The organism is Bradyrhizobium sp. AUGA SZCCT0160 (genome assembly GCF_018130105.1).
Taxonomy (GTDB): domain Bacteria; phylum Pseudomonadota; class Alphaproteobacteria; order Rhizobiales; family Xanthobacteraceae; genus Bradyrhizobium.
Map to the genome: position 1 here is coordinate 14448 of NZ_JAFCMD010000035.1, position 22375 is coordinate 36822.

At 63.6% G+C, this 22375-nt stretch carries 21 protein-coding genes; 18 read left to right on the forward strand and 3 right to left on the reverse strand.

Annotated elements, in window-relative coordinates; all coding sequences use genetic code 11:
• Positions 1 to 166 precede the first annotated feature (166 nt).
• From JQ558_RS34660 to JQ558_RS34670, 3 genes are read left to right on the forward strand one after another with little or no spacing between them, the layout of a single operon-like run.
• Positions 167 to 1297, forward strand: a complete 1131-nt coding sequence (locus tag JQ558_RS34660) for an efflux RND transporter periplasmic adaptor subunit (protein WP_212210505.1) — start codon at positions 167 to 169, stop codon at positions 1295 to 1297.
• A 3-nt stretch (positions 1298 to 1300) separates the two neighbouring features.
• The gene (locus JQ558_RS34665; protein WP_212296512.1) at positions 1301 to 4429 is read left to right on the forward strand and encodes an efflux RND transporter permease subunit; all 3129 of its coding nucleotides are present in this window, start codon (positions 1301 to 1303) and stop codon (positions 4427 to 4429) included.
• Between the two features lie 17 nt (positions 4430 to 4446).
• Entirely contained in the window at positions 4447 to 5286 is an 840-nt protein-coding gene (locus JQ558_RS34670) for an amidohydrolase family protein (RefSeq protein WP_249119770.1), read from the forward strand.
• A gap of 6 nt (positions 5287 to 5292) precedes the next feature.
• Here JQ558_RS34670 and erpA read toward each other — a convergent pair whose 3' ends face one another.
• The gene (gene erpA, locus JQ558_RS34675; RefSeq protein ID WP_192739521.1) at positions 5293 to 5622 is read right to left on the reverse strand and encodes an iron-sulfur cluster insertion protein ErpA; all 330 of its coding nucleotides are present in this window, start codon (positions 5620 to 5622) and stop codon (positions 5293 to 5295) included.
• Positions 5623 to 5729: 107 nt separating this feature from the next.
• Between erpA and JQ558_RS34680 the strand changes: the two genes are divergently transcribed.
• The 12 genes from JQ558_RS34680 (at position 5730) to surE (ending at position 17795) form a co-directional block, all read left to right on the forward strand.
• Complete coding sequence (locus JQ558_RS34680; RefSeq protein ID WP_212296513.1) at positions 5730 to 6938, forward strand: deoxyguanosinetriphosphate triphosphohydrolase; 1209 nt, start codon at positions 5730 to 5732, stop codon at positions 6936 to 6938.
• Positions 6939 to 6961: 23 nt separating this feature from the next.
• Positions 6962 to 8755 (forward strand): arginine--tRNA ligase, encoded by a 1794-nt coding sequence (gene argS / locus JQ558_RS34685; protein ID WP_212296514.1) that lies wholly within the window; start codon positions 6962 to 6964, stop codon positions 8753 to 8755.
• 120 nt (positions 8756 to 8875) lie between these two features.
• A complete protein-coding gene (locus JQ558_RS34690; protein WP_212296515.1) occupies positions 8876 to 10342 on the forward strand; it encodes an SPOR domain-containing protein in 1467 nt (488 codons plus the stop codon).
• Positions 10343 to 10389: 47 nt separating this feature from the next.
• On the forward strand, positions 10390 to 11412 hold the full coding sequence (nagZ, locus tag JQ558_RS34695; RefSeq protein WP_212296516.1) for a beta-N-acetylhexosaminidase: 1023 nt from the start codon (positions 10390 to 10392) through the stop codon (positions 11410 to 11412).
• Positions 11409 to 12239 (forward strand): segregation and condensation protein A, encoded by an 831-nt coding sequence (locus tag JQ558_RS34700; RefSeq protein WP_192739516.1) that lies wholly within the window; start codon positions 11409 to 11411, stop codon positions 12237 to 12239. Before nagZ ends, JQ558_RS34700 begins: the two co-directional genes overlap by 4 nt.
• Before the next feature lie 21 nt (positions 12240 to 12260).
• Positions 12261 to 12992 carry an SMC-Scp complex subunit ScpB gene (gene scpB, locus JQ558_RS34705; protein ID WP_192739515.1) on the forward strand — a complete coding sequence of 244 codons (732 nt, stop codon included), beginning with the start codon at positions 12261 to 12263 and terminating at the stop codon, positions 12990 to 12992.
• A 231-nt stretch (positions 12993 to 13223) separates the two neighbouring features.
• Entirely contained in the window at positions 13224 to 13463 is a 240-nt protein-coding gene (locus JQ558_RS34710; protein ID WP_192739514.1) for a twin-arginine translocase TatA/TatE family subunit, read from the forward strand.
• 153 nt (positions 13464 to 13616) lie between these two features.
• The gene (gene tatB, locus JQ558_RS34715) at positions 13617 to 14135 is read left to right on the forward strand and encodes a Sec-independent protein translocase protein TatB (protein ID WP_212210493.1); all 519 of its coding nucleotides are present in this window, start codon (positions 13617 to 13619) and stop codon (positions 14133 to 14135) included.
• A complete protein-coding gene (tatC, locus tag JQ558_RS34720) occupies positions 14132 to 14956 on the forward strand; it encodes a twin-arginine translocase subunit TatC (protein ID WP_212210491.1) in 825 nt (274 codons plus the stop codon). Before tatB ends, tatC begins: the two co-directional genes overlap by 4 nt.
• 81 nt (positions 14957 to 15037) lie before the next feature.
• Positions 15038 to 16372 carry a serine--tRNA ligase gene (serS, locus tag JQ558_RS34725; RefSeq protein WP_212210489.1) on the forward strand — a complete coding sequence of 445 codons (1335 nt, stop codon included), beginning with the start codon at positions 15038 to 15040 and terminating at the stop codon, positions 16370 to 16372.
• Between the two features lie 11 nt (positions 16373 to 16383).
• Complete coding sequence (locus JQ558_RS38015) at positions 16384 to 16929, forward strand: hypothetical protein (RefSeq protein ID WP_212296517.1); 546 nt, start codon at positions 16384 to 16386, stop codon at positions 16927 to 16929.
• Between the two features lie 98 nt (positions 16930 to 17027).
• Positions 17028 to 17795 (forward strand): 5'/3'-nucleotidase SurE, encoded by a 768-nt coding sequence (gene surE / locus JQ558_RS34735; protein ID WP_212274940.1) that lies wholly within the window; start codon positions 17028 to 17030, stop codon positions 17793 to 17795.
• Positions 17796 to 17924: 129 nt separating this feature from the next.
• Here surE and JQ558_RS34740 read toward each other — a convergent pair whose 3' ends face one another.
• Positions 17925 to 18302 (reverse strand): response regulator, encoded by a 378-nt coding sequence (locus JQ558_RS34740; RefSeq protein ID WP_212210483.1) that lies wholly within the window; start codon positions 18300 to 18302, stop codon positions 17925 to 17927.
• A 256-nt stretch (positions 18303 to 18558) separates the two neighbouring features.
• Between JQ558_RS34740 and JQ558_RS34745 the strand changes: the two genes are divergently transcribed.
• Together JQ558_RS34745 and JQ558_RS34750 are read left to right on the forward strand one after the other, a co-directional pair.
• Complete coding sequence (locus JQ558_RS34745; RefSeq protein ID WP_409363424.1) at positions 18559 to 19203, forward strand: protein-L-isoaspartate(D-aspartate) O-methyltransferase; 645 nt, start codon at positions 18559 to 18561, stop codon at positions 19201 to 19203.
• 109 nt (positions 19204 to 19312) lie between these two features.
• Positions 19313 to 20695, forward strand: a complete 1383-nt coding sequence (locus JQ558_RS34750) for a peptidoglycan DD-metalloendopeptidase family protein (RefSeq protein WP_212296518.1) — start codon at positions 19313 to 19315, stop codon at positions 20693 to 20695.
• A gap of 135 nt (positions 20696 to 20830) precedes the next feature.
• Here the strand turns inward: JQ558_RS34750 and JQ558_RS34755 are convergent, their stop codons facing one another.
• Positions 20831 to 21802, reverse strand: a complete 972-nt coding sequence (locus JQ558_RS34755; protein WP_212296519.1) for an ATP-binding protein — start codon at positions 21800 to 21802, stop codon at positions 20831 to 20833.
• Positions 21803 to 21980: 178 nt separating this feature from the next.
• On the opposite strand from JQ558_RS34755, the gene yajC reads away from it, so the two are divergent.
• The gene (yajC, locus tag JQ558_RS34760) at positions 21981 to 22346 is read left to right on the forward strand and encodes a preprotein translocase subunit YajC (RefSeq protein ID WP_192739505.1); all 366 of its coding nucleotides are present in this window, start codon (positions 21981 to 21983) and stop codon (positions 22344 to 22346) included.
• Positions 22347 to 22375 lie beyond the last annotated feature (29 nt).

Here is a 22375-nt window from a genome sequence, read left to right on the forward strand (position 1 = left end):
GCAATACGCATTGCAAATGACCGGATTGTAACAACACATTTTCGCCCAGTGGCATACCATGTGCTGCGAGGCTGTGATAACTATCTAGAAATAAGGCGTAAAAGTCGCCGTCAAGGGGCCGGGAGCAGCTGTCCCGTCCTTTGCGGGCCGACGGACGTGAAAAATTATGAAAAAGCGTAACTGGATACTTGTTGCCGGCATTATCGGCATCGTCGCCGTCGCGGCCTACACAACCCGCTCGTCGTGGATGGGGAGCAACGCCAGCGCGCAGGGGCCGCAGCGTCCGCGCATGGTCTCGGTCGAACTGGCGAAGGCGGAGCGCAAGTCCGTGCCCGTCGATGTCGACGCCAACGGAACGGTTACGCCGATCTCCAGCGTGGCGTTGAAGTCGCGGCTGGAAACCACCATCCTGTCGGTCCATTTCCAGGACGGCGCCAAGGTCAACGAAGGCGACTTGCTGTTCACGCTCGATGCGCGCCAGATCGATGCCCAGATCGAGCAGGCTGAGGGAGTTTTGGCGAAGGATCGCGCCCAACTCGAAGGCGCGCTGCGCGATGTCCGGCGGTTCAGCGAACTGATCGGGAAGGGCGCGACCACGCAGGTCAATCTAGACAACGCCAAGACGACGGCCGACATCCTGGCAGGAACCATCAAGTCCGACCAGGCGTCGCTGGACAATCTCAAGGTCCAGAAAAGCTACACCACGATCCGCGCGCCGTTTTCGGGCCGGATCAGCGTGGCCAATGTGAAAGTTGGAAACTTCGTCCGTCCCGCCGATACCGCGCCGCTCGCCGTCATCAACCAGATGGCGCCGGTCTACGTGACCTTCGCGGTTCCGCAGCGCGTGCTGGTGGATTTGCGGGAGTCGATGGCGAAAGGGGTATCCGGGGTGACGGCGACCATCCCGGGCCATCAGCGCTCCGAGACCGGCAAGGTCGCGATGGTCGAGAATACGGTGGATGCCACCACGGGCATGGTCACCGTGCGCGGCATCATGAGCAACGAGAACGAGACCTTGTGGCCGGGCACCCTGGTCGCGACCAGGCTGACGATCCGCAGCGAAGATGCGATCGTGGTGCCGACCGTCGCCGTGCAGCGCAGCCAGACCGGCAATTTCGTCTTCGTCGTCAAGGACGGCACAGCCAAGGTCCAACCGGTCACGGTCGATCGCACCTCGCAGGGCATGTCGGTGATCTCAGAAGGGCTCGCGGGCGACGAGAGCGTGGTGGTCGACGGACAATTGCTGCTGTCGGACGGAACCCGGGTCGAGCCGCGGACAAAGAAGGCGGGGGCGTAGCCGATGACGCTTTCGGAGCTCTGCATCCGCCGGCCGGTCATGACGACGCTGATCACGGCGTCGATCATTGCATTCGGCATCTTCGGCTTCCGCCTGCTGCCGGTATCGGCGCTGCCGCGGGTCGACTTCCCGACCATCGCCGTGACCGCAACCTTGCCGGGCGCGAGCGCGGAAACGATGGCATCATCTGTCGCCGGCGTCATCGAGCGCCAGCTCTCGACCATCGCCGGCATCTCCTCGATGTCGTCGAATTCCTCGCAGGGCACCAGCTCGATCACGATCCAGTTCGATCTCAACCGTAACATCGATTCCGCCGCGCTCGACGTGCAGACGGCGCTGACGATCGCGCAACGCCGGTTGCCGATCGAGATGAGAATCCCGCCGAGTTTCCGCAAGGTGAACCCGGCCGATTTCGCGATCCTGTTCGTGGTGCTCGGTTCACCAACGCTGCCGCTGTCGGCGGTCAACGAATATGGCGAAATCACCATCGGCCAGACTTTGTCGCAGATACCGGGCGTCGCGCAGGTCAGCGTCTACGGCGCGCAGAAGTTCGCCGTTCGCGTCCAGGCCGATCCGGAAGCCGCCGCGGCGCGTGGATTGTCGCTCGAAGACATCCGTTCCGCGGTTTCGGCCGCCAATTCGTCGACCCCGGTCGGCACGTTGAACGGACCGAAGCAGGACGTGGCCCTGCAGGCCTCCGGCCAGATGGACAAGGCGGCCGACTACAGCAAGATCGTGGTGGCCTGGCGCAACGGTTCGCCGGTCAAGCTCGATGAGGTCGCAAAGATCTACGACAGCGTCGAGAACGAGCGGATCGCAACCTGGCTGAACGACGAGCGCTCGATCGTGCTCGGCATCCAGAAACAGCCGGACGCCAACACGGTGGCGGTGGTCGATGGCATCCTGGCCAAATTGCCGGTGCTGCGGGCGCAGATCCCGCCATCGGTGTCGATCAACGTGCTGATGGATCGCTCGGTATCGATTCGTCAGGCGGTGGCCGACGTCGAGGAGACGCTGCTGATCGCGATCGGGCTGGTCATCCTCGTCATCTTCCTGTTCCTGCGCTCGGCGTCCGCGACCTTCATTCCGGCGCTGGCGGTTCCGATCTCGCTGTTCGGCACCTGCGCGGTGATGTATGCGCTCGACTATTCGATCAACAACATGACGCTGCTGGCGCTGACCCTGTCGGTCGGGTTCGTGGTCGACGACGCCATCGTCATGCTCGAAAACATCGTCCGCCACATCGAGCGCGGGATGCGGCCGTTTGAGGCCGCTCTGAAGGGCGCGCGCGAGATCGGCTTCACGATCATCTCGATCACTTTCTCGCTGATCGCCGTGTTCATCCCGGTGCTGCTGATGGGCGGTATCGTCGGCCGTGTGTTCCGCGAATTCGCGGTGACGGTATCGGTTGCGATCATCGTATCAGGATTCGTCTCACTGACCTTGACACCGATGCTGTGCGCGCGCGTGTTGCGGGCGCACGACCCGAACAAGAAGCCGAATATCGTGCTTCGCGCTTTCGAGGCGATGTTCGAATCCTGGCTGCGTGCCTATGAATGGACGCTCGACTGGGTGCTGGCGCGCAAGGCGCTGATGCTGGCCGTGACGCTGGCGACGCTCGGCGGCACCGTCTACCTCTACATGATCGTGCCGAAGGGCTTCTTCCCACAGGAGGACACCGGCTTCCTGATCGGCGTGACCGAGGCTGCGACCGATACGTCCTTCGATGCGATGAAGGAGCGGCAGCAGGCGCTGGTCGCCGTGCTGAGAGGCGATCCCGCGGTCGAATACATCAACTCCACCGTCGGTGCCGGCGGACCGAACGCGACGGCGAATTACGGGCGCCTGTTCATCGCGCTGAAGCCGAAAAAGGAACGCGACAACCTCACGACGATCATCGGGCGGCTCCGGACCAAGGCCCGCCAGATTCCAGGCATGCAGGCGTTCTTCCAGCCGATCCAGAACCTCAATATCGGCGGGCGGATCTCCAAGAGCCAGTACCAGTATGTGATGCAGAGCGGCGACACCGACTCGCTGTACCGGCTGGCGCCGGAGATGCGCGACAAGATCGAGAAGGTGCCGGGACTGCTCGACGTCACCACCGATCTCTACATCAAGAACCCGCAGATGACGGTCGACATCGACCGCGAGAAGGCCGCCGTTTACGGCGTCACCGTCGATCAGGTTCGCAACCAGCTCTACAACGCCTACGGCTCGCGCCAGGTCGGCACCATCTACATGCCGTCGAACGACTACCAGATTATCCTGGAAGTGCAGCCGCAGTTCCGGGTCGATCCGTCCGATCTGTCCAAGCTCTACATGAAGACCCAGAACAACCAGACCATTCCGCTGTCAGCGGTGGCGAAGCTGGTTCCGACGGTGGGGCCGCTGCAAATCAACCACCAGGCGCAGCAGCCGGCGGTGACGATCTCGTTCAACCTCGCGCCCGGCTATTCGCTGGGCCATGCGGTCGACCAGATCACCACGCTCGAGCAGAGCTCCAACCTGCCGGCAACCATCGCCACCGGCTTCTCCGGCACGGCGCAGGTGTTCCAGGATTCGCTGCGCGGGCAGGGCGTCCTGATCCTCGCCGCCGTGTTCGCGGCCTTCGTCATCCTCGGCATCCTCTACGAGAGCTTCATCCACCCGATCACCATCATCTCCGGCCTGCCGTCGGCCGGCATCGGCGCGATCCTGACCCTGATGCTGTTCGGAATGGAGATGTCCGTCATCGCGATGATCGGCATCGTGATGCTGGTCGGCATCGTCAAGAAGAACGCCATCATGATGGTCGACTTCGCGCTGGAGCGGCGCAGCGTCGGCCTCAGCGCCGAGCATGCGATCCGGGAAGCCGCGCTGCTGCGTTTCCGCCCGATCATGATGACGACGTTCGCCGCGATCTTCGGCACGCTGCCGATCGCGCTCGGCGCCGGCGCCGGCGCCGAACTGCGCCAGCCACTTGGCGTCGCCGTGGTCGGCGGTCTGTGCCTGTCGCAACTGCTGACGCTGTACATTACCCCCGTGATCTACATCTATCTCGACCGTCTCGACCGCCGCCTGAAGCGCCGGCTCGAACCGCAGCTCGAAGCAACCGGCGACGAGAAGCGGCCGCACGTGGTCGCGGCCGAGTAATGATCCCGGCGCGGGCAATGCGGACCGCCTTGCGATGCATCGTCATCCTGACCGCGCTTGCGTGGAACGTCGGGACGAGGGCCGTTGCGGCCGAGCCGATCGAAATCTTCGACGCGCATCTGCATTACAATTGGGAACCAAAGCCGTATTACCAGCTCGACGAGGTGCTCGCGCTATTCAAGAAGCATCGCGTCACCGGCATCCTCGCGACCAGCCGCCCGAACAGCGGAACGCATGCGCTGGTGGATGCCAAGGCCGATGGCCTGCAGGTCGTGCCTTTCATCCGTCCGTACCGCGTCCGGTCGGATATCCAGAGCTGGTTCGGCGACCCCGTGATCTTCGATCTGGTGCAGGACGAATTCAAGCGCGGCTATTACCGCGGCATCGGCGAATTCCATCTGTCGGGCAAGTCGGCGGAGAACGAGTGGGTCAAGAAGACCGTCGATTTTGCGGTCGCCAACGACCTCTATCTGCACGCCCATGCCGATGACGAGGCGGTCGAGATCCTGATGCGGCACAATCCGAAAGCCCGGATCATCTGGGCGCATACCGGCTTTGGGCTGTCGACCGATCGCGTCACGGCGATGCTGTCGAAATACCCAAAGCTGTGGGGAGAGTTGTCGTATCGCAGCGGCATCACCGACGGCGCGGGCAAGCTGACGGCTGAGTGGCGGACGCTGTTCGAACGCTATCCCGATCGCTTCCTGCTCGGTTCGGACACCTGGGTGCCGGAGCGCTGGGCGAGCTATGGTGAGATCATGGCGAGCTATCGCGCCTGGCTGGCGCAGCTATCGCCCAAAATCGCCGAGCAGATCGCGAGCGGCAATGCGAAGGCGTTGTTCGCCACGCCGCGCTGATGTCGCTCAGATCGAAAAACTGGTGCCGCAGCCGCAGGAGGCGGTGGCATTCGGATTGACCACCCGGAACGACGCGCCGATCAGATCGTCGACGAAATCGACTTCCGAGCCGGCCAGGAACGGCACCGATGCCGGATCGACCAGCACCACGGCGCCCTCGCGCGCAATCACCAGATCGTCCTCGGCCTGGGCATGCTCGACGTCGAATTTGTACTGGAAGCCGGAGCAGCCGCCGCCTTCGACGGAAATGCGCAGCATGGCGCCGTCGCCCTCGGTCTTGAGGATTTGCCCGATGCGGCGGGCGGCCCGCTCGCTGACGGTGATGGCAGTGGTCATGCGTGGTCTCCGGTCGAAGGCGTCATACCCAATTCATTTGGTATCCCGCGCTCCCCATAGTTAAGTATGTAATCTCGCAGAATCAAATGGATAAGGACTAAAAAAACGTGTCGGTCGGAATGGCTGCCCCCCGCGCGCTCTATGCCTGCGATCCCGATCGCAGCCGCGGCCGGCTGTTTACGGAGCCGCCGAGCAAGACCCGCAGCCCGTTCCGGCGCGACTGCGACCGGGTTATCCATTCCACCGCCTTCCGTCGCCTGAAGCACAAAACCCAAGTCTTCGTGTTCCATGAAGGCGATCATTACCGCACAAGGCTGACCCATTCGCTGGAGGTGGCCCAGATCGCCCGCGCGCTGGCCCGCCAGCTCGGGCTCGACGAAGACCTCACCGAGACGCTGGCGCTGGCCCACGACCTCGGCCATCCCCCGTTCGGCCATGCCGGGGAGCGGGCGCTGGACAAATGCCTGGCGGCCCATGGCGGCTTCGATCACAACGCCCAGACCCTGCGCGTCGTAACCTCGCTGGAACATCGCTACCCCGAATTCGATGGGCTCAATCTGAGCTGGGAATCGCTGGAGGGCATCGTCAAGCACAATGGCCCGCTGACGATGCGGAGCGGGGACCCCACCGGGCGCTACAGCGACAGCGGGATCCCGGTCGGGATCGCCGATTTCAACCGCAAATATGATCTGGAGCTGTGGACCTACGCCTCGCTGGAGGCCCAGGTCGCAGCCTTCGCCGACGACATCGCCTATGACGCCCACGATATCGATGACGGCCTGCGCGCGGGCCTGTTCAGCGTCGACGACCTCAACGTGATGCCGCTCACGGCCGCCATCATCGCCGACATCGGCAAGCACTATCCCGATCTCGATGACGGCAGGCGCGGGGCGGAATTGGTGCGCGAGCTGATTTCCTACATGATCTCGGCTGTTGTCGCCGAGGCAGGCAGGCGGCTCGAAGCGGCCAAGCCGCAATCGGCCCACGATGTGCGCCACTGCGCTCAGCCCCTGGTCGCGTTTCCGCCTGCCGTGGCGACGGAGGAGGCCGACATCAAGGCATTCCTGAAGCAGCGGATGTACCGCCACAAGCGGGTGATGCGGGTGATGGGTGAGGCGGAGCAGATCGTGTTCGACCTGTTCGCGCGCTACCAGAAATCGCCGGCTGACCTGCCGGCCGAGTGGGTCGAGGAGACCGAGCGGGAGACCGAAGCCGGGCGTGCCCGCCGGATTGGCAATTTCATTGCCGGGATGACCGACCGTTTCGCCCTGATCGAGCACCAGAGGCTTTTTGACTTGACCCCGGATTTGCGTTAGGCGGCGGCCGAGGACTTCAAAAAATGGCCGAAAAACCCACTTCTCCGCACCTTTTTGCCGATGTGCTTGCGCGCGTGCACAGGATTTGTGCCGTGCTAGCGGCCGAGGAAAACTGGCCTGCCGGCATCGATTTCTCCCGAGTGGTGGTCGAGCCACCGCGCGATGCGACCCATGGCGACATGGCGACCAATGCCGCGATGGTGCTCGCCAAGGAAGCCAAGGCAAAGCCGCGCGATCTTGCCGACAAGTTCGCCGAAAAGCTGCGCGCCGACGATCTGATCGCTTCCGTCGAAGTCGCCGGGCCCGGCTTCATCAATCTCACCCTGAAGCCAGGGGTGTGGGCGGACGCGCTGCGCACCGTGCTGCGCGAGGGCGTCACCTACGGCCAGAGCGCGATTGGTGGCGGCGAAAAGGTCAATGTCGAATACGTCTCGGCCAATCCGACCGGGCCGATGCATGTCGGACATTGCCGGGGCGCCGTGTTCGGCGACGCACTGTGCAGCCTGCTGCAGTTCGCGGGCTATGACGTCACGCGCGAATACTACATCAACGACGCCGGCGCGCAGGTCGATGTGCTCGGCCGCTCCGCGTATCTGCGTTACCGGGAAGCGCTCGGCGAGGACATTGGCGCGATCCCGGAAGGCCTCTATCCCGGCGATTATCTCGTCCCGGTTGGGCAGGCGCTGGCCGCCGAATACGGCGGCAAGCTCAAGGCGATGTCGGAAAACGCCTGGTTGCCGATCGTGCGCCTCAAGGCCATCGACATGATGATGGAGATGATCAAGGGCGATCTCTCGGCGCTGCACATCAAGCACGATGTGTTTTTCTCGGAGCGCTCGCTGATCGAGACCGGCAACAACAAGGTCACCGAGACCATCGACTATCTGCGTGCCAAAGGCGATGTCTATGAAGGCCGCCTGGCGCCGCCCAAAGGCAAGGTGGTCGACGACTACGAGGACCGCGAGCAAACGCTGTTTCGGGCCACCTCATTCGGCGACGATGTCGATCGTCCGCTGATCAAGTCCGATGGCGGCTATACTTATTTCGCCTCCGACATCGCCAACCACAAGAACAAGTTCGATCGCGGCTTCACCAACCTGATCGACGTGTTCGGCGCCGATCATGGCGGTTATATCAAGCGCATGCAGGCGGCGGTGAAGGCCGTGACCTCGGGCAAGGCGGCCCTCGACGTCAAGATCGTGCAGCTGGTCAAGCTGCTGCGCGACGGCGAGCCGGTGAAGATGTCAAAGCGCTCCGGCGAGTTCGTCACCTTGCGTGAGGTGGTCGACGAGGTCGGTTCTGACGCCGTGCGCTTCATGATGCTGTTCCGCAAGAACGACGCGGTGCTGGATTTCGACCTTGCCAAGGTGATCGAGCAGTCCAAGGATAACGCGGTGTTCTACGTCCAGTACGGCCACGCCCGCGGCCATTCGATCTTCAAGAACGCCCGGGAAATGCTTCCGGACCTGCCGGAGAGCGATTCCGCCCGGGCGGCCTATCTCGGGGATGCCGCGGTGGAGCGGCTGACGGACCCTGCGGAACTCAGCCTGTTGAAGCAGCTGGCGCTTTATCCCCGGATGATCGAGGCGGCGGCGGTGGCGCATGAACCCCACCGAATCGCTTTTTACCTCTATGATCTCGCGAGTGAATTTCACGCGCTTTGGACCAAGGGGCGGGATTTGCCCTATTTACGCTTCATTATCACTAATGATGCACACATTACGAGGGCGCGACTGGCAATGGTCCAGGGCGTCGTCTCGGTTCTGGAATCGGGCTTAGCCGTTCTCGGCGTCCACGCTCCGACCGAGATGCGGTAGGCAAGGGGCATAGGCCCTCGCAATGGGGATTGTGAGGGTATCTGGCAGGAGCCAATTCGTGTTCATGGCTCGTATGGTCATGGCGGGTTGGCGCTGTCCCGAAGGGGATGCATCTTCACGATGGCTGATAGATACCAGGAACGAACTTTTCCTTCGGACGCCGACGATGATCGCGGCGCGAACCCGGCTGCCCCGGCGAGGGGCGACAGCGATCCGCTGGCGGAGCTGGCGCGGCTGATCGGGCAGTCCGATCCGTTTAGCAGCGGCGCCAAGACCCCGCACCCACTGCAGTCGCGGGCCAACGTGCGACCGCAACACGACGCCGTGGACGAGGAAGAGGTCGGTGTAGCCGCGGGCCCGCCGCCATGGATGCAGCGCGCCAGGCACGATGCGCCGCCACTGCCACCGCAGCAGGAATACGAAGAGCCGGAGCAGGATTACCAGCCGAGCCCCGTGCATCCCTTGCACCGCTACGCGGCTCAGCAGCCGGCGGCACATGAACAGGACCATCACGCGCCGGCGCAGCAATACGCGGACGAGCAGCCGGTGGATCCCTCGCGGTATGACGACGCGCTGTATGGCCAGCTGGAATCAGGGCAGCATGAATATGCACGTGATCCGGCCTTTCCGGATGATCCCTACGCCTATCAGAGCGATTACGAGGAAGAGCCGGAGCCGCCGCGCAAGCGCAGCAACGGCCTGATTACGGTCGCCGCGGTGCTGGCGCTGGCCGTGGTCGGGACGGGGGCTGCCTTCGCCTACCGAACCTATGTCGGTTCACCCCGCAGCGGCGAGCCGCCGATCATCAAGGCCGACAACAGCCCGACCAAGGTCATGGCGACGCCGGGCGATGGTGCCGCTGCCAAGACACCGGACCGCATGGTGCCCGGCGATGGCGGCGAAAAGATCGTTTCGCGTGAAGAGGCTCCGGTCGACGTCAACTCCAGGTCCGGTCCGCGCGTGGTGTTTCCGCCGCTGAACCCGAATGGCAGCCCGCCCTCGGTCGCAAGCGTCTCTCCGGCCGCTCCGCCGCCGGCGACCGCCGCGAACGGCTCCCTGCCGAACAACGAACCGCGCAAGGTCAAGACCCTTGCCGTAAAGGGCGACGCCGATAATGGTGGCGTTCCTGCAGGGGTTGCACAGGCAAAGCCGGCGCCGGCTGCCCGTACGGCCGCACCGGCGCCAGCCCCGGCCGCGGCGCCGCGCAGCCCGTCATCCGCCAACGCCAACGCCAGCGCCAATGGCCCGCTCGCGCTGACGCCGCAAGGCGGCGCAGCGCCCGATCCGGCGCCCACCCGTGTCGCGGCAACCGGTCAGGCGCAGGCCGCGCCCTCCGGCGTCGGATATCTCGTTCAGGTCTCCTCGCAGAAGAACGAGGCTGATGCACTGGCTTCCTACCGGGCGCTGCAGGGCAAGTATCCATCCGTGCTGGGGACACGTTCGGCTTCGATCAGGCGGGCGGACCTCGGCGACAAGGGCGTCGTTTACCGCTCGATGGTCGGACCGTTTGGTTCTCAGGAGGAGGCGGCGCAGCTGTGCGGCAACCTGAAAACCGCCGGCGGACAGTGCGTCATCCTCAGGAATTAACGGCCGTTTCCTTGACCCGGGAGCTGTGAGGGGCCTAATCGGCCCCCATGAGCAGCCGCGCATTCATCACAGGCATATCCGGACTGGAATTGAGCGCTGACGAGCGCGCGTTTATCCGTGCCGAGCTGCCATGGGGCTTTATCCTATTCAAACGCAACATTGAGACCCCCGCGCAAGTTGCTTCGCTGGTTGGCGAATTGCGCAATTTGGTCGGAAACGCCGATGCGCCCGTCCTGATCGACCAGGAAGGCGGGCGGGTGCAGCGGCTCGGACCGCCGCATTGGCCGGTCTATCCGCCAGGCGCCGTCTTTGGGGCGCTGTACGACATCGACCCTCAACTGGGATTCAAGGCCGCCCGTTTGAGCTCACGGCTGATCGCAGCCGACCTGATCGACCTCGGAATCACGGTGGACTGCCTGCCACTGGCGGACGTGCCGGTTGCGGGGGCCGACGCCGTCATTGGCAACCGGGCCTATGGAACCGAGCCGGGCAGAGTGGCCGCGATCGCCCGCGCCGTCACCGAGGGGCTGGAGCAGGGCGGGGTGTTGCCGGTCCTGAAGCACATTCCCGGCCATGGAAGGGCCACAGCGGACAGTCATTTTCGGCTGCCAACGGTTGATTCGACGAGGGAAGAGCTCGATCGGACCGATTTTGCCGCCTTCCAACCGCTGGCGGACCTGCCGATGGCGATGACCGCACATGTTGTGTTTAGCGCGCTAGACCCCGTCCATCCGGCGACGACTTCTGCGACAATCATCCGGCAGGTGATTCGCGGCGTAATCGGGTTCCAGGGTTTGTTGATGAGTGATGACGTGTCCATGAATGCGTTGGCGGGATCGATCGCCGAGCGGACCCGAGCCATCGTCAACGCCGGCTGCGACATGGTTTTGCATTGCAACGGCAAGCTCGACGAAATGCGCGATGTCGCAGCCGAGACGCCGGAACTGACGGGCGAGGCCCTCAATCGCGCCAACCGGGCGCTGGCCTCGCGAAAGGCGCCGCTGCCGCTCGACCGGCAGGCGGCGCGGGCTGAACTGGACGCGTTGATGGATCGGGTAGGGACGGTATGACCGCGGAGATTCTATCGTTTGAGACCGGACGGCCCGCCGCTGACGGCACCGACAGCGAGCCCTCGCTGGTTGTCGACGTCGAGGGCTATGAGGGTCCGCTCGACCTGTTGCTGACGCTGGCGCGGCAACAGAAGGTCGACCTGTCCAAAATTTCCATCCTGGCGCTGGCCGACCAGTATCTCGTCTTCATCGAGGCGGCGCGAAAGATCCGCCTCGAGCTTGCGGCCGACTATCTGGTGATGGCGGCCTGGCTGGCGTTCCTGAAATCGCGGCTGCTGCTGCCGGAGCCGGCGACGCCGGACGGCCCGAGCGCCGAGGAGATGGCGACCGCGCTCGCCAACCGGCTGCGCCGGCTGGAAGCCATCCGCGAGGCGGCCAATCGGCTGATGAACCGGCCGCAGTTCCAGCGCGATATTTTCCCGCGCGGCAATCCGGAATCGATCGCGGAAATCCGCCACCCCAAATTCACCGCGACGCTATACGACCTGCTCACGGCCTATGCCACGCAGCGTCAACAGAAGGTGCTGGCAACGGTGCATCTGGCCAAGCGCACGGTGTGGTCGCTGTCGGAAGCGCGCGCCTCGCTGGAGCGGCTGGTCGGCATGGCCGAGGACTGGAGCTGCCTCGACGAATTTCTCCTCAGTTATGTTGTCGATCCCTCGCAGAAAGCGACGGTATTTGCCTCCACCTTTGCCGCCGCGCTCGAGCTGGTGCGGGAAGGCGAGATGGAACTGAACCAGAAAGAGGCGTTCGCGCCGTTGTATTTTCGTAAGCGTCAGCCGCAAGCGTCCGGAGCGATGTCCGCTTCGGATCTCTCGGTCGAGTAAGTGGAAGAAGGAGACCTAGCCATGGCGAGCCTCGCGGAAAAGCGCATGGAAGAAGCCGAGGAACATTCCGTCGACCCCACGAACGAGCCCGAAGCGAGGCCCGAAGAATTGCGGCTGCTGGAAGCGCTGTTGTTTGCCTCCGCCGAGCCGGTCGATCAGGCGGCGCTGGCCAAGCGGATGCCAGACGGTGTCGATGTCAAGGTCGCTTTGGCGCAACTGCAGGCGGAATACGCCACGCGCGGCGTCAATCTGGTGCGGGTCGCGAACAAGTGGACGTTCCGCACCGCCGGCGATCTGTCGTGGCTGATGACGCGGGAGAGCACGGAAACGCGGCGGCTGTCGCGCGCGGCCATCGAGGTGCTCGCGATCATCGCCTACCACCAGCCGGTGACGCGCGCCGAGATCGAGGAAATCCGCGGCGTGATCACCTCCAAGGGCACGCTGGATGTGTTGCTGGAGACCGGCTGGATCCGTCCCCGCGGCCGCCGCAAGACGCCGGGCCGGCCGTTGACGTTCGGCACTACCGACGGGTTCCTGTCGCAGTTCAGCCTCGAAGCACTCGGCGATCTGCCGGGCCTGGAAGAGCTGAAAGGCACCGGCCTGCTGGATTCGCGGCTGCCTTCCGGCTTCAGCGTTCCGACCCCGTCGGACGACGTGGCGCTGCGAGAGGACGAGGACCCGCTGGATGCCGGCGACACCCTGGAACTCCTGCTGGCGCCGGCGGCCGAGCCCGAGACCCCTAGCGAAAGCTAGGGCGTGGACAAAAATATCGAAAACAACCCCATGCAAAGTAGAACGGGCCCCGGTTCGGGGCCTGTTCCGCTAGGGGCCGTTCAGTCCTCGAAACCGGATTAACGGTAGCAATAATCCGTAGTCGCGACAGCGATTTGCCGCGGCCTGGGTCCTTGTTTTTGACACCTCCCGGGCCTACCTTCCGGCAAAGCTTGGGCCGGATGCCGGCCGTCTCTTTTGGAGGGTTGCAGGATGGGTTCGCTTAGCATTTGGCACTGGATCGTCGTGATCGCAGTGGTCCTGCTGTTGTTCGGCCGCGGCAAGATTTCGGACCTGATGGGCGACGTCGCGCAGGGCATCAAGTCCTTCAAGAAAGGCTTGCAGGACGATGACAAGCCTGCGGAAAAGCCCGCGGTCGAGCCGACCAAGACCATCGATCACAATGCGGCGCCGACGGCGGCCCGCACCGATGTCGGCAGCAAGGCTGTTTGACGTTTAGTCGCAGGCGCCGTCGGGCGCGGACCGGTGTCCGGTGAAGCCATGGCCTATTGAAGTCATGGACGCCGGTTGAGAAAAGACGCGGGCCGCCCCAAAATCTTGCTATGGAGATTTGGGTAGGGCGGGGTCGCGTAAGCGGAAATTTTCATGTTCGACATCGGGTGGAGTGAACTGGTCGTCATCGCGGTTGTCGCGCTGATCGCCATCGGCCCGAAAGAGCTGCCGGGCGTGCTGCGCATGGTCGGGCAATGGATGGGCAAGGCCCGCAAGATGGCTAGCGAATTCCAGGGCCAGTTCCAGGAAGCGATGCGCGAGGCCGAAATGGCCGACCTCAAGAAGAGCTTTGACGAGGTCAAGGACGTCGCGACAGGTATGTCTCCCACCGGTCTGATCACCTCGCTGCAAAAGGACGTCGGTGACGCCCTGCAGATCGGGGACATCGACAAGCCCGTGAATTCGCAGGTGGAAACCTCGATCGGTGAAACCGTGACGCCCGAAATCGTCGCACCGACCACGCCGGCCGCCCCGACGGCCGAGACGTTCGTCGAGGCCGAAACCCATCAGGCGGTCTCCGAGCCGCTGATCATCACCCGCGAAGCTCAGGCCGCGTCACAGGACATCGCGCCAGCGGCGCCGGACATTCTCAAGGACGCCAAAGCGTCATGAGCGACGAAGACATCGAGGCCAGCAAAGCGCCGCTGATGGACCATTTGATCGAGCTGCGCTCGCGGCTGATCAAGGCGCTGCTGGCGTTCGGTATAGCCTTCATCTTCTGCTTCTTCTTCGCCAAGCAGATCTACAACGTGCTGGTGTGGCCGTTCGTCTGGATCGCCGGCCCCGAGAATTCGAAGTTCATCTACACGGCGCTGCTGGAATATTTCCTCACGCAGCTGAAGCTCGCGCTGTTCGGCGCCGGCTTCATTTCGTTCCCGATCATCGCGACGCAGATCTACAAATTCGTGGCGCCCGGGCTTTACAAGCACGAGCGCGGCGCGTTCCTGCCGTACCTGGTGGCGACCCCGTTCTTCTTCGTGCTCGGCTCGCTCCTGGTCTATTTCATCGTGCTGCCGATGCTGGTGCGCTTCTCGCTCGGCATGCAGCAGTCCGGCGGCGACGAGACCGCGCAGATCCAGCTGTTGCCGAAGGTCGGCGAATATCTGTCGCTGATGATGTCGCTGATCTTTGCCTTCGGCATCGCGTTCCAGCTGCCAGTCATCCTGACGCTATTGGGCCGGATCGGCATCCTCACCGCGCAGCAGCTGCGCGAAAAGCGGCGCTATTTCATCGTGGTCGCCTTCGTCATCGCGGCCGTCCTGACGCCGCCGGACGTGCTGAGCCAGGCCTCGCTCGCGCTGCCCTTGATGGTCCTCTACGAAGGCTCGATCCTCGCGGTCGCCTTGGTGGAGAAGCGGGTCGCCGCAGCCAAGGCCGCAACCGGTACGCCACCCTCCGCGACCCCGCCGCCCGCGGCCAATCCGGCGGAGTAGGGCCGCTTCGCTGTTCCAAAAGCCGTCCATTCGGGTTACTGGATGCGCGCCGTCACCGGCACGATTCAGGAATGATCCGCCATGCACGACATCAAATCGATCCGCGATAACCCGCAAGCATTCGACGCCGGACTGAAGCGCCGTGGCCTGGCGCCGCTGTCGCCGTCGCTGCTGGCGATCGACGAAAAGCGCCGCGCGGCAATCCTGGCATCCGAACAGGCGCAGGCTAGGCGCAATGCGGCCTCGAAGGAAATCGGCGACGCCAAGAAGGCAAAGGACGAGGCGCGTGCATCGAAGTTGATGGCCGAGGTCGCCGAACTCAAGACCACGATGCCGGAGCTCGAAGCCGCGGCAAAGACGGCGGACGACGAACTCGCCAAAGAGTTGGCCGCGATCCCGAACCTGCCGCTCGACGAAGTGCCCGACGGTGTTGACGAGCTCGGCAATGTGCAGCGTCAGGTGTTCGGCAAGGCGCGCACCTACGGTTTCGCGCCGAAGCCGCATGACGATCTCGGCGGCGCGCTCGGCTATATGGATTTCGAGACGGCAGCGAAACTCTCCGGCGCGCGTTTTGTCGTGCTGAAAAAAGGCCTCGCGCGGCTGGAGCGTGCGATCGGTCAATTCATGCTCGATCTCCACACCAACGAACATGGCTACACCGAGATCAATCCGCCGCTATTGGTGCGCGACGACGTGATGTTCGGCACCGGGCAATTGCCGAAATTCGAGGATGATCAGTTCTGGGCGATCAAGGGCGAGCTGCTGGCGGCTCCGGATGATGGCCGCCTAAAGACTGAACGTCTTGGCCTCATTCCCACGGCCGAAGTATCGCTGACCAACCTTGTCCGCGAATCCATTGTCGACGACAAGGAATTGCCGATGCGTCTTTCGGCGCTGACGCCGTGTTTCCGTGCGGAGGCAGGTGCCGCCGGCCGTGATACCCGAGGCATGATCCGCCAGCATCAATTCACAAAAGTCGAACTGGTCTCGATCACCACACCGGAGGCGAGCAAGGACGAGCACGAGCGCATGCTCTCCTGTGCTGAAGAAGTATTGCGCCGCCTCGATCTGCATTATCGTGTCATGACGCTGTGTGCGGGCGACATGGGTTTCTCCGCGCAGAAAACCTACGACATCGAAGTGTGGATGCCGGGGCAGGGCGACGGCGGTGCTTTTCGCGAAATCTCCAGCTGTTCGGTGTGCGGCGATTTCCAGGCGCGGCGCATGGATGCGCGCTATCGCGGGCCCGATGGCAAGCCGCGTTTCGTGCATACGCTGAACGGCTCCGGCACTGCGGTCGGCCGCGCGCTGATTGCTGTCATGGAAACCTATCAGCAACAGGATGGATCGATTGCAGTGCCCGACGTGCTGCAGCCTTATATGGGCGGCCTCAAAGTCATCGAGCACGACAGATAGCAAAGCCGAAAATGCCCCTGCATCGCGACATCCATTGGATCGGCCGGCAATGGGCTGTCACCGGCCTCGGGATGCAGTTGATCGACCAGAAGCTGAAGGGCTTCTTCGATATCGAGGTCCCGCAGTTGTGGGACGAGGCGCTGATCGAAACCATGCGGGCCAAGGAATGGCTCAATGTCGCGGATTTCGACAAGGGCCTCGAGGTGGCGCGGAAGCGGTTTCCTCCGGGCGGCGTGACGCAGCCGGAAACAATCGCGCCGGCTCCGCCCGTTGCGCCAACGGTGCGTCAGGCTGCGCCGCCGGTTACGCCGGCGCCGGCGGTGGTTTCGCCCATCGCACCAATTGAGCCGCCACCTCAGATCGCAACGTTGGAAGAGCCCCGGCCTCCAAAGCCGGATCCGATCAAACCGCCTCCGACTCCGCCCGTCATATTGCGGGCAATTGCGATCCCAACACCTGAGCCCGAGACGGCTCAGTCCGTGCCGCCAAAATTTCAAATGGTGTTTTCAGGCTACGCCAAGTTCGTTCGTCCCTGGCGCGTCCGGATGCGGGAATGACCGTATCTTGCCGGTTTGCCTCGGCGGCGATAGGCGGATAATACGGCGCCGGCGACATGGAAAACGGCCTCGAATCGAACCGGAAGGCATTTTGACGGATGCGCATTCTCTGCACCAATGACGACGGCATTCACGCTCCCGGTCTGAAGGTCGTCGAGGAGATCGCCCGCGCGCTGTCGGACGACGTCTGGATCGTGGCGCCCGAACTCGATCAATCCGGCGTCTCGCATTCGCTGTCGCTGAACGATCCGCTGCGGCTGCGCGAAGTCGGCCCGCGGCATTTTGCGGTGCGCGGCACGCCGACCGATTGCGTAATCATGGGCGCGCGCCACATCCTCGGCGAAAAGCTGCCGGATCTCGTGCTGTCGGGCGTCAACAAGGGCCGCAACGTCGCCGAGGACGTGGTCTATTCCGGCACCATCGCGGGCGCGCTGGAAGGCACCATTCTGGGCATTCCATCGTTTGCGCTGAGCCAGGAATTCTCGATCGAAACGCGGAACGCGCCGCTTTGGGACACGGCCGTGAAATTCGGGCCGGATATCGTGCGCAAGGTGATCGACGCCGGCGTGCCCAAGAACACCGTGATCAACGTCAACTTTCCGGCCTGCACCCCCGACGAGGTCAATGGCATCCGCGTCACGCGGCAGGGCAAGCGCAATCTCGGTTTCCTGAAAGTCGACAAGCGCCATGACGGCCGCGGCAATCCCTATTTCTGGATCGGGTTCGAACGCGCCGCGATGCTGGACACGCCGGCCGAAGGCACCGATCTCGCCGCATTGGCCGCGCGCTACGTGTCAGTCACGCCGCTGCGGCTCGACCGCACCGATGAAGCGTTTTCGGAAGCACTGACGACGACGTTGAAGTGACGCGAAGCGTCATACCCGCGAACGCGGGTATCCAGTACGCCGCGGCGTCGCGGTTCAATCGACGGTCGCTCGAATACTGGATCATCCGCTTTCGCGGATGATGACGGGCAGGGTGTGCGGATAGAGCGGCTAAGCCGCCGCGCTCTTCAGCGCGTTGTTGATCATCTGCGCCAGCGTTTCCAGTTGAAACGGCTTTTGCAGCGCCGGGCGGTCGCGATATTCCTCGGGCAGGCCCGAGGAGCCGTAGCCGGTCGCGAAAATGAAGGGCCGGTTGCGCGCCTTGATCAGTTCGGCCACCGGCGTGATCACCTTGCCGTTGACGTTGACGTCGAGGATGGCGAGATCGAACTCGGTCGATTGGGCGAGCTTGACGGCTTCGCCGATTTCGCCGGCCTCGGCGGCGACGCTGTAGCCGAGCTCTTCGAGCATGTCGGCGACCATCATCCGGATCATGACCTCGTCTTCGACGAGAAACACTGAACAGCCCTGCGGCCGCGTCGCCATCATGATGGAATCCTTGCCCTTCCCGAGCTCAAGGTTCGCAAATAACACCAATCGGCGCAACGACAAGATGGGTCAGGCCAAGGCCTGCGGCCCGCCCGTCAAGAGCCCCAATTTCCGGGCTCTAACGCTGTTCCCGGACCGTAGTTCCACAAGCGGAACCCATTTTTGAGGAAATTCTTCCTTAAAGCTCTGCTGGCTATTGCATCAAATCCCGAGCGAAGCACTAGATGAATGGCCAGGCCGCGCCCCCGAGTCTCTAATGTCGCAAGAACCGCCCGAAAAGATGATGTTCCAGCTCTCCCTGCGGCGGCGGGGGATCAGCGACCAGACCATCCTGCGCACCATGGAAGAGGTGCCGCGCGAGATGTTCGTGACCGCGGCCGATCGCGGCCATGCCTATCGCGACAGCGCGCTCGGCATCGCCTGCGGGCAAACCATCAGCCAGCCCTTCGTGGTCGCCTACATGACCGAGCAATTGCAGCTGCAAAAGCAACACAAGGTGCTCGAGATCGGCACCGGCTCCGGCTACCAGGCCGCGATCCTGTCCCGGCTTTGCAAGCACGTCCTGACCATGGAGCGGTACCGGACGCTGGCCGATAGCGCGCGGGCCCGGCTGGAAAAGCTGGGCTACGACAATATCGAGGTCCTGCTTGGCGACGGCTTCGATATCCCGCCAGGTGCCGGGGATTTCGACCGCATCATCGTGACCGCGGCGATGGAGCAAATCCCGGAGAAGCTGCTGGCGCGGCTTGAGCCCGGTGGCATCCTGATCGCACCGGTCGGACCCCACCAGGGTGTCCAGACTCTGCTGCGCGTCACGAGGACTGACGCAGGGTTCGACCGCAAGGCGCTGGTCGACGTGCGCTTCGTGCCGGCGCTGCCGGGGATTGCCCGCGAACTGTAGAATCACGGATTGGCGGTTCCCGCCAACATCTTATTTGAAGGGTTAAGCGGTTATTTACTCGGGACGTGTTTACTCAAAAGAGTATTTAGTTGCGTATGAGTGAGTAACCATGTCCCGTGTCGTCGAGTTGCTTCGCTCGCGTCGCGTACCGCAAGTGGCGGTGCTGACGCTGATGTCGTTTGGCTTTGCCGGCTGCAGCGCCGATATGTCGACGCGCTTCTCGCAAAACACCCTGTCAAACCCGTTCAACTATCAGCCGGACGCGACCGGTTCGGTGCAGCAGGCGCCGGCGCCCCAGGTCGAGCGTCGCGAACTGCCGCAATATTCTCGGCCGCAAACTCAGCCGTATCAGTCGCAGCCCCAATACCAATCGTCGGCCTTGCCGCCACCGCCGCCGGTGGTCACGGCGCCGCGATCCTATCAGGCCGCAGGCAACGGCGTGTCGGGCGGAGGCCGCGGGCTTTCGTCCTATACCCCGCCGGGCCAACCCAAGCTTGAGACCACCGCCACCGTTGCGCCGCGCTCGGTTGCCGCTGCGCCCGCGCATGGCGGCACCACGATCATCGTCGGTACCAGCGACACGCTCGACATCCTGGCCAAGCGCTACAACGTTTCGTCGGCTGCGATCCTGCAGGCCAATGGTTACAAGGGACCGCGCGCGCTATCGCCCGGCCAGCAACTGATCATCCCGCGCCAGACCGTTGCCGCCGCGCCCGCGCCGGCGGTAGCGCCGCCGGCCAGCAAGCCGGTCGCGGCTGTTGCGGGGCCGTCGAGCGTGCACGTCGTCAATCGCGGCGACACGTTGATGAGCATTGCACGCCGCAACAACCTTCCGGTGGCGGATCTCGCCAAGGCCAACAACCTCGACACATCGGCCAAGCTCAGCCTCGGCATGAAGCTGACCGTGCCCGGCGCCAAGACCGCCGCCGCACCTGCGGCGCAGCCTGTTGCACCGGTGCAGGTCGCAGCGGTCGCCGCGCCTGCTGCCAAGCAGGGGACGCCTGCCGCGCAGCCGCAAAGCGCGCGCTTGGCGCAGGCGACAACCAATGTCGAGGAAAAGCCGGTCGTCTCGGAAGCGCCGGCCGTGAAGCCGAGTGAAGCCACTGGCGCGCTGCCGACGTTCCGTTGGCCGGTACGCGGCAAGGTCATCACGACCTACGGCGCCAAGACCAACGGCAAGGCCAATGACGGCATCAATCTGGCGGTGCCGGAAGGCACCCCGGTGAAGGCTGCCGAAGACGGCGTCGTCGCCTACTCGGGCAATGAATTGAAGGGTTACGGCAATCTCATTCTGGTTCGGCACTCCAACGGTTACGTCACTGCATATGCCCATGCGAGTGAGCTGATGGTGAAGCGCGGCGACACGATCAAGCGCGGCCAGATCATTGCCAAGTCGGGCCAATCGGGTGAGGTGGGGTCGCCGCAACTCCACTTCGAGATCCGCAAAGGATCTTCACCGGTTGACCCGCTTCAATTCCTGAACGGGGCGTGAGGGCGCAGTATCTCCTCAACTGTCATTGCCGGGCTTGACCCGGCAATCCATCCCTGAAGAAAGCGCTCTTGCGAAGTGCGATGGATACGCGGGTCAAGCCCGCGTATGACGGAGCGAGTTCGCGGCTGCCGCGTCCTAATTTCCCACCAGCCTTACACCTAGCCGTCCCGCCAGCTCCTGCGTGAACTGCCAGGCGACGCGCCCCGAGCGTGAACCGCGGGTCGTCGACCATTCCAGCGCTTCGCGCTCCAGTTCCTCATCGGCAAGCTTGATGCCGTAATGGCCGCAATAGCCGCGGACCATCGCCAGATATTCGTCCTGGCTGCAGCGGTGGAAGCCGAGCCACAGACCAAAGCGGTCCGACAGCGAGACTTTTTCCTCGACCGCTTCACCGGGATTGATCGCGGTCGAGCGTTCGTTCTCGATCATCTCGCGCGCCAGAAGATGCCGGCGGTTCGAGGTGGCGTAGAGGATCACATTGTCCGGGCGTCCCTCGATGCCGCCTTCCAGCACCGCTTTGAGCGATTTGTAGGAGGCGTCGTTGCCGTCGAAGGAGAGGTCGTCGCAGAACACGATGAAACGGAATGAAGAGCTGCGCACCCGGTCCATCAGGCCCGGCAGGCTCTCGATATCCTCGCGATGGATCTCGATCAGCTTGAGTTTGCCGGCCGGCTTGCGCTTGAGGTTGATGTCGGCATGCGCGGCCTTGACCAGCGACGACTTGCCCATGCCGCGCGCGCCCCACAGCAGCGCATTGTTGGCGGGCAGGCCGTCGGCAAAGCGCTCGGTATTCTCGATCAGGATGTCGCGCATCCGGTCGATCCCCTTGAGCAACCCGAGGTCGACCCGGCTGACGCGCGGTACCGGCGCCAGCCGCCCGTCCGGGTGCCAGACGAAGGCGTCCGCAGCCCCGAACGACTCAGGTCCCACGTTGGCCGGGGAGGCCGCGGAAAGGTGGCTCGCGATGGCCTCCAGCGCGTCGGCGATGCGCTCGGCGGTGGCGTCTTTCGAGGGGGTCGCCGGACGTTTTGTCGCGGTTTTTGCGGGCTTCCGCCGGGCTGCTTTGGAGGTGGCGCGAGCCGCTGTTTTATTGGGTTTTTTCGACATTTTCCGTGTTCCTGACGGCGCAGCCTTAACGGGCCTTGGAAGCTCCCGCAAGCGCCCTAAATGAGGGAGCTGGCAGCGTTGCAATTGGGACGGCCGCCGCTATAGTCCGCGCGAATTTGCCCGGACCGGTCAGACGCTTGCGTCGCCGGTCGTTTCCCGTCTCACGAGGATTGTTCGAATGCTGATTACCCCTGCGTACGCCCAGGCTGCAGCCGGTGGCGATGCCAACAGCATGTTGATGTCGCTGCTGCCGTTCGCACTGATCTTCGTCATCATGTACTTCCTGATTCTGCGCCCGCAGCAGAAGAAGATCAGGGACCATGCCGAACTGGTGAAAAACATCCGGCGTGGCGATACCGTCGTGACCTCCGGCGGCCTGGTCGGCAAGGTGACCAAGGTCGTCGACGACGACCAGATCGAGTTCGAGATCTCCGACGGTGTGCGCGTGCGCCAGATGCGGCAGATGATCTCCGGCGTGCGCGCCAAGGGCGAGCCGGCCAAGGAAAAGGCCGAGACCGCCAAGGACGAGACGTCCGCGAGCTGATTTGCGCTCTGCATACTCCTGATCTGACG

What these genes read in the sequence shown, in the direction of transcription:
- JQ558_RS34660 (WP_212210505.1), top strand. Translation starts at nt 167, where the DNA reads ATGAAAAAGCGTAACTGGATACTTGTTGCCGGCATTATCGGCATCGTC.
- JQ558_RS34665 (WP_212296512.1), top strand. Translation starts at nt 1,301, where the DNA reads ATGACGCTTTCGGAGCTCTGCATCCGCCGGCCGGTCATGACGACGCTG.
- JQ558_RS34670 (WP_249119770.1), top strand. Translation starts at nt 4,447, where the DNA reads ATGCGGACCGCCTTGCGATGCATCGTCATCCTGACCGCGCTTGCGTGG.
- erpA (WP_192739521.1), bottom strand. Translation starts at nt 5,622, where the DNA reads ATGACCACTGCCATCACCGTCAGCGAGCGGGCCGCCCGCCGCATCGGG.
- argS (WP_212296514.1), top strand. Translation starts at nt 6,962, where the DNA reads ATGGCCGAAAAACCCACTTCTCCGCACCTTTTTGCCGATGTGCTTGCG.
- JQ558_RS34690 (WP_212296515.1), top strand. Translation starts at nt 8,876, where the DNA reads ATGGCTGATAGATACCAGGAACGAACTTTTCCTTCGGACGCCGACGAT.
- nagZ (WP_212296516.1), top strand. Translation starts at nt 10,390, where the DNA reads ATGAGCAGCCGCGCATTCATCACAGGCATATCCGGACTGGAATTGAGC.
- JQ558_RS34700 (WP_192739516.1), top strand. Translation starts at nt 11,409, where the DNA reads ATGACCGCGGAGATTCTATCGTTTGAGACCGGACGGCCCGCCGCTGAC.
- scpB (WP_192739515.1), top strand. Translation starts at nt 12,261, where the DNA reads ATGGCGAGCCTCGCGGAAAAGCGCATGGAAGAAGCCGAGGAACATTCC.
- JQ558_RS34710 (WP_192739514.1), top strand. Translation starts at nt 13,224, where the DNA reads ATGGGTTCGCTTAGCATTTGGCACTGGATCGTCGTGATCGCAGTGGTC.
- tatB (WP_212210493.1), top strand. Translation starts at nt 13,617, where the DNA reads ATGTTCGACATCGGGTGGAGTGAACTGGTCGTCATCGCGGTTGTCGCG.
- tatC (WP_212210491.1), top strand. Translation starts at nt 14,132, where the DNA reads ATGAGCGACGAAGACATCGAGGCCAGCAAAGCGCCGCTGATGGACCAT.
- serS (WP_212210489.1), top strand. Translation starts at nt 15,038, where the DNA reads ATGCACGACATCAAATCGATCCGCGATAACCCGCAAGCATTCGACGCC.
- JQ558_RS38015 (WP_212296517.1), top strand. Translation starts at nt 16,384, where the DNA reads ATGCCCCTGCATCGCGACATCCATTGGATCGGCCGGCAATGGGCTGTC.
- surE (WP_212274940.1), top strand. Translation starts at nt 17,028, where the DNA reads ATGCGCATTCTCTGCACCAATGACGACGGCATTCACGCTCCCGGTCTG.
- JQ558_RS34740 (WP_212210483.1), bottom strand. Translation starts at nt 18,302, where the DNA reads ATGATGGCGACGCGGCCGCAGGGCTGTTCAGTGTTTCTCGTCGAAGAC.
- JQ558_RS34745 (WP_409363424.1), top strand. Translation starts at nt 18,559, where the DNA reads ATGTCGCAAGAACCGCCCGAAAAGATGATGTTCCAGCTCTCCCTGCGG.
- JQ558_RS34750 (WP_212296518.1), top strand. Translation starts at nt 19,313, where the DNA reads ATGTCCCGTGTCGTCGAGTTGCTTCGCTCGCGTCGCGTACCGCAAGTG.
- JQ558_RS34755 (WP_212296519.1), bottom strand. Translation starts at nt 21,802, where the DNA reads ATGTCGAAAAAACCCAATAAAACAGCGGCTCGCGCCACCTCCAAAGCA.
- yajC (WP_192739505.1), top strand. Translation starts at nt 21,981, where the DNA reads ATGCTGATTACCCCTGCGTACGCCCAGGCTGCAGCCGGTGGCGATGCC.